Here is a 5644-nt window from a genome sequence, read left to right on the forward strand (position 1 = left end):
TGGTGCGACGTCCGCCGGTGGTGCCGGTGGTGGTGTCGGGCAAGACCGTCGCCGCGTTGGCGGGTCAGGCGGAGGGGCTGCGGTCGCATCTGCTGTCTCGGGCCGAGCTGGATGTTGTGGATGTGGCGTTCTCGGCGGTGGTGTCGCGGGCGCAGTTTGACGAGCGGGCGGTGGTGACCGCCGCGGACCGGGAGGGTCTGCTGGCGGGACTGTCGGCTCTCACGGCCGGGCAGCCGAACGCGAGTCTCCTCACGGGTCGGCCGGTGTTCGGTAAGACCGGTTTCCTGTTTACCGGGCAGGGCGCGCAGCGCGCTGGGATGGGGGCGGAACTGGCTGCCGCTTATCCGGTGTTCGCGGATGCTTTGGACGAGGTGTGCGCTCAGTTGGATGCGCGTCTTGGTCGTCCGCTGAAGGGGTTGCTGGTTGCGGGTGAGGGTTCGTCGGAGGCGGCCCTGCTGGATCGTACGGAGTACACGCAGGCGGCGTTGTTCGCTGTTGAGGTGGCGTTGTTCCGGCTGTTGGAGTCGCTGGGTGTCCGCCCGGACGTGCTGGTCGGGCATTCGGTGGGTGAGCTGGCGTGTGCGCATGTGGCGGGTGTGCTGTCGCTGGAGGACGCGTGCACGCTGGTGGCGGCGCGTGGTCGTCTGATGGGTGCTCTGCCCGCGGGTGGTGGCATGGTCGCGGTGCAGGCGACTGAGGCCGAGGTGGTCGAGTCGCTGGTCGGGTTCGAGGGGCGTCTGTCGGTTGCCGCGGTGAACGGGCCTACGGCCCTTGTGGTGTCCGGCCGCCTCGATGCCCTGGAGGAGTGGCTGCCGCAGTGGGAGCAGGAGGGGCGTAAGACGACGCGACTCAAGGTCAGTCACGCGTTCCACTCCCCGTTGATGGAACCGATGCTGCGGGACTTCGAAGCTGTCGCCCGGCAGCTGACCTTCCGTGAGCCGCGGCTTCCGGTGGTGTCGAACGTGACCGGCACACTGGTGTCCACCGAGCTGACGGACCCGTCGTACTGGGTCACTCATGTCCGTGAGGCCGTCCGCTTCGCCGACGGCGTGCGCACCCTCGCCGAAGAGGGCGTGACCCGCTTCGTCGAGGTCGGCCCGGACGCCGTACTCACCGCTCTCGCCCAGCAGACGCTGGACGTCGAGGACGCGGTGTTCGCCCCCGTGCTGAAGGCACGGGTACCGGAGGTGGAGGCGTTCGCGGCGTTCCTCGGTCACGCCCACATCGCCGGACTCCCGGTCGACTGGGACGCCTTCTACACCGGCTCCGGCGCCCAGCGCGTCGAGCTGCCCACGTACGCCTTCCAACGCGAACGCTACTGGGTGCCGCCGAACGCCAGCTCCGCTGACCCCGCCGCCGCGGGCCTCCAGTTGGTCGAGCACCCCCTCCTCAGCGCGGCCGTGCCCGTAGGCGACCGGGACGAGTGGCTGTTCACTGGCCGCCTCTCCCAGGACAGCGCACCCTGGGTGCGCGACCACGTGGTGCTGGGCATGGTCATCGTCCCCGGTACCGCACTCGTCGAACTGGCCGGTGCGGCCGGACGGGAAGCGGGCAGCCCGGTGGTCGAGGAACTGGTCCTCGAAGCGCCGCTCATCCTGGAAGCGGACACGTCGGTGCACCTCCAGGTCAAGCTGGGGGAGGCCGACGAGGACGGCCGACGCGAAGTCGCCCTCTACTCCCGTCCTGAGGGCCAGGGCGACGTCGACGCAGGACGGCAGGCGGTCTGCCACGCTCGTGGCACCTTGGCCGCAGCGGACGACATGACCGCCGACTGGTCGGCGCAGTGGCCGCCCGCCGACGCGGAACCGGTTGCCGTGGACGCGATCTACGCTCGGGTCAGCGACATCGGCTTCGACTACGGACCGGCCTTCCAGGGCGTCCGGGCCGCCTGGCGCGACGAGGACACGGTGTACGCCGAGGTGGCTCTGCCGGACGACCAGGTGGACACGGCGGCCGGCTTCGCCATCCACCCGGCGCTGTTCGACGCGTCGCTGCACGGCGGCCTGGACTGGCTGGACTCCGGCGACGGCACGTCGGCCAGCCTGCCCTTCTCGTGGTCCGGCGTCCGGTTCGGGCAGCGTGGCCTGGCCCGGGTCCGGGTGAGGATCGGACCGGCCGGAACGTCGGCACTGCGCCTCGACATCGCCGGTGAGGACGGCGTACCGGTGGCGAGCGTGGCCAAGCTGGCCTTCCGGCCCGTCGACCAGAAGCAGCTGCACGGCACGAAGCAGAGCGCGGGCTCGCTGTACCAGGTTGACTGGACCCCGGTGACCGGTGAGCCGACCGGGTCCGCCCGGCTGGCGGTGCTCGGAGGACTGCCGGCCGCGGGGGAGCGTTACGCGGACCTCGCGGCGCTGGAGCACGCGGTGGCCGAAGGAGCCACCGCCCCGGACGTCGTCCTGGTGGGTGCCGAGCCGGACGGCGGTACCGACGTCGCGTCGGCCGTGCGGGAGGTCACGCAGGTCACGTTGGAGCTGTTGCAGCGGTGGCTGGCGAGCGAGGTGCTGGGTCGGTCCCGCCTGGTGGTGGTGACCCGCAACGCGGTCGCCGTCGGTGAGCAGGCTCCGGACCTGATGCAGGCCCCGGTGTGGGGTCTGGTGCGCAGCGCCCAGTCCGAGCATCCGGACCGGTTCATGCTCCTCGACCTCGGTGACGACGAACAGCCCGACTGGGATCTCGTCGTCTCCCAGGACGAACCGCAACTTGCGCTGCGCGACGGCGACCTGCTCGCCCCCCGCCTGGGCCGTGCGGCACCCGCTGCGGCGCCGGAGGTCTGGCAGTTGGGCACGGAACGCAAGGGCTCGCTCGACAGCCTCGCCCTCGTCCGTTCCACCGGGAACCGTCCGCTCCAGGCAGGGGAAGTCCGTATCGGAGTCCGGGCCGCGGGCCTTAACTTCCGGGACGTACTGATCGCTCTGGGTCTCTACCCGGGCGAGGTCCCGCTCGGCACGGAAGCGGCGGGGGTGGTCCTCGAAGTCGGTCCTGACGTGACCGACCTGGTCCCCGGCCAGCGCGTCATGGGCCTCATGGCCGACGCCTTCGGCCCGTTGACCGTCGCGGACCGGCGGATGATCGTACCCATGCCGTCGGGGTGGTCGTTCTCGCAGGCCGCCTCGGTCCCGGTGGTCTTCCTGACCGCGTACTACGGGCTGGTCGACCTCGCCGGACTGCGGAGCGGCGAACGGCTGCTGGTGCACGCGGCGGCTGGTGGCGTCGGCATGGCGGCGGTCCAACTGGCCCGGCACCTGGGGGCGGAGGTCTTCACGACCGCGAGCCCCTCGAAGTGGGACGCGCTGACCGAACGCGGCATTGCCGGGGAGCGGATCGCTTCGTCCCGGGACCTGTCGTTCCGGGAGAAGTTCCTGGAGGCCACCGATGGGGCGGGTGTGGATGTCGTACTGAACGCCCTGGCCGGGGAGTTCGTCGACGCCTCGCTGGACCTGTTGCCCCGGGGCGGCCGGTTCCTGGAGATGGGCAAGGCCGACATCCGCGACGCCGATGAGATCAAGCAGACGCGCAGCGGGGTCCACTACCAGGCGTACGACCTGTTCGACGCTGGCCCGGAGCGCCTGCAGGAGATGTTGTGCGAGTTGGTGTCCCTGTTCGAGCGGGGTGTGTTGCGGCATTCTCCGGTGCGGACGTGGGATGTGCGTCGGGGTGCGGAGGCGTTCCGGTTCCTGCGTGAGGGCCGGAATGTGGGCAAGGTCGTGCTGACTGTTCCCGCGCCGCTCGATCCCGAGGGCTCGGTTCTGATCACGGGTGGTACGGGTGGTCTGGGTGCGTCGTTCGCTGAGCATTTCGTGCGTGAGTACGGTGCGCGGCATCTGGTGCTGGTGAGTCGTCGTGGCATGGCGGCCGACGGCGTAAGGGAACTGGTCGGCGAGCTTGAGGCGTCAGGCGCCCGGGTGCGGGTGGAGGCGTGCGACGTCGGTGACCGGGAGCAGTTGGCCGGGTTGATCGGTTCGTTGGAGCGTCCGCTCAGTGCGGTGGTGCACGCGGCGGGTGTGCTGGATGACGGTGTGATCGAGTCGTTGACGGCGGAGCAGGTGGAGCGGGTGCTGCGGCCGAAGGTCGACGCGGCGATGCACCTGCATGAGCTGACCGCGGACATGGACCTGTCGGCGTTCGTGCTGTTCTCCTCGGTCGCGGCGTTGATCGGCAGTCCGGGGCAGGGCAACTACGCGGCGGCGAACGCGGTGTTGGACGCGTTGGCGGCGGCGCGACGCGCGGCGGGGCTGCCGGGCACGTCGTTGGCGTGGGGTCTGTGGGCCACGGCTGGCGGTATGGCTGGCGGACTGGGTGAGGCGGAGATCGCCCGGCTGGAGCGTATGGGTACCGCGGCACTGCCGACCGAGGTCGGTCTGGAACTGTTCGACCGGGCACGGTGGGTGGACGCGGCGGTGCAGGTTCCCGTCCTGCTGGACCTGAGTGTGCTGCGGTCGCAGGCTCGGGCCGGACTGCTCGCACCGCTGTTCCGTGGGCTGGTGCGCGCGCAGGCCCGACAGGTGGACGGTGGTGGGGGTGGTTCACTGGCGCGGCGTCTGGCGGGTGTGTCACAGGATGACCGCGAGCGGGTGGTGGTCGAGGTCGTGGTGGCGCAGGTCGCGGCGGTGCTGGGGCACGCGTCGGCGTCGGCGGTGGATCCGCAGCGTGCGTTCCGGGAGTTGGGTATCGACTCCCTGGGCGCGGTGGAACTGCGGAACCGGCTGACCCAGGCGACGGGGCTGCGGCTGCCGACGACCCTGGTCTTCGACCACCCCACCCCCACCGCCATCGCACACCTCCTCCTCGACGAGATGGGCGGCACGGCTCCGGCCGCGACCCCGGTGCCTTCGAAGCGCCGTCGGCCCACGGCGGACGAGCCGTTGGCGATCGTGGGCATGGCGTGTCGTTATCCGGGTGGGGTGACCTCACCGGAGGACCTGTGGCGGCTGGTGGCGGAGGGGCGGGACGCGATCGCACCCCTGCCCACCGACCGCGGCTGGGACCTGGAGCGCCTCTACGACCCCGACCCCGAGCAGACCGGCACGCTCACCACACGCGGCGGCGGCTTCCTGGAGAACGTCGGCGACTTCGACGCCGGGTTCTTCGGCATCAGCCCGCGTGAGGCCCTGGCCATGGACCCGCAGCAGCGGCTGCTGCTGGAGGCGTCCTGGGAGGCACTGGAGAACGCCGGAATCGACGCCGCCTCGGTGCGCGGCAGCGATACGGGTGTCTTCTGCGGTGTCGTCTCCTCCGACTACGGCGGCTCGATGACCCCCGACCTGGAGGGCTTCAGGCTCACCGGTACCACCGCGAGCGTGGTCTCGGGCCGGATCGCCTACAGCCTGGGGCTGGAAGGCCCCGCCGTATCGGTCGACACGGCCTGTTCGTCGTCGCTGGTCGCCCTCCACATGGCGTCCCAGGCACTGCGTTCCGGCGAGTGCTCGATGGCCCTCGTCGGCGGCGTGACGGTGATGGCCGGGCCGTACCTCCTGGTCGAGTTCAGCCGTCAGCGTGGTCTGGCTGAGGACGGTCGGTGCAAGTCGTATGCGGCCGGGGCGGACGGTACCGGCTTCTCGGACGGGCTCGGTCTGCTCGTGGTCGAGCGGTTGTCGGACGCGCGGCGCAAGGGTCACCGTGTGCTGGCCGTGATCCGTGGGAG

1 protein-coding gene is annotated in these 5644 nt (G+C 70.9%); it reads left to right on the forward strand.

The annotated features are described in order from the left end of the window. The coding region (locus tag ABZ659_RS35635; protein WP_360229100.1) for an SDR family NAD(P)-dependent oxidoreductase at positions 1–5644 on the forward strand (5644 nt) is incomplete at both ends.

Origin of the sequence: Streptomyces sp. NPDC006997 (assembly GCF_040635175.1) — a bacterium.
In the GTDB taxonomy this organism is placed as follows: Bacteria; Actinomycetota; Actinomycetes; order Streptomycetales; family Streptomycetaceae; genus Streptomyces.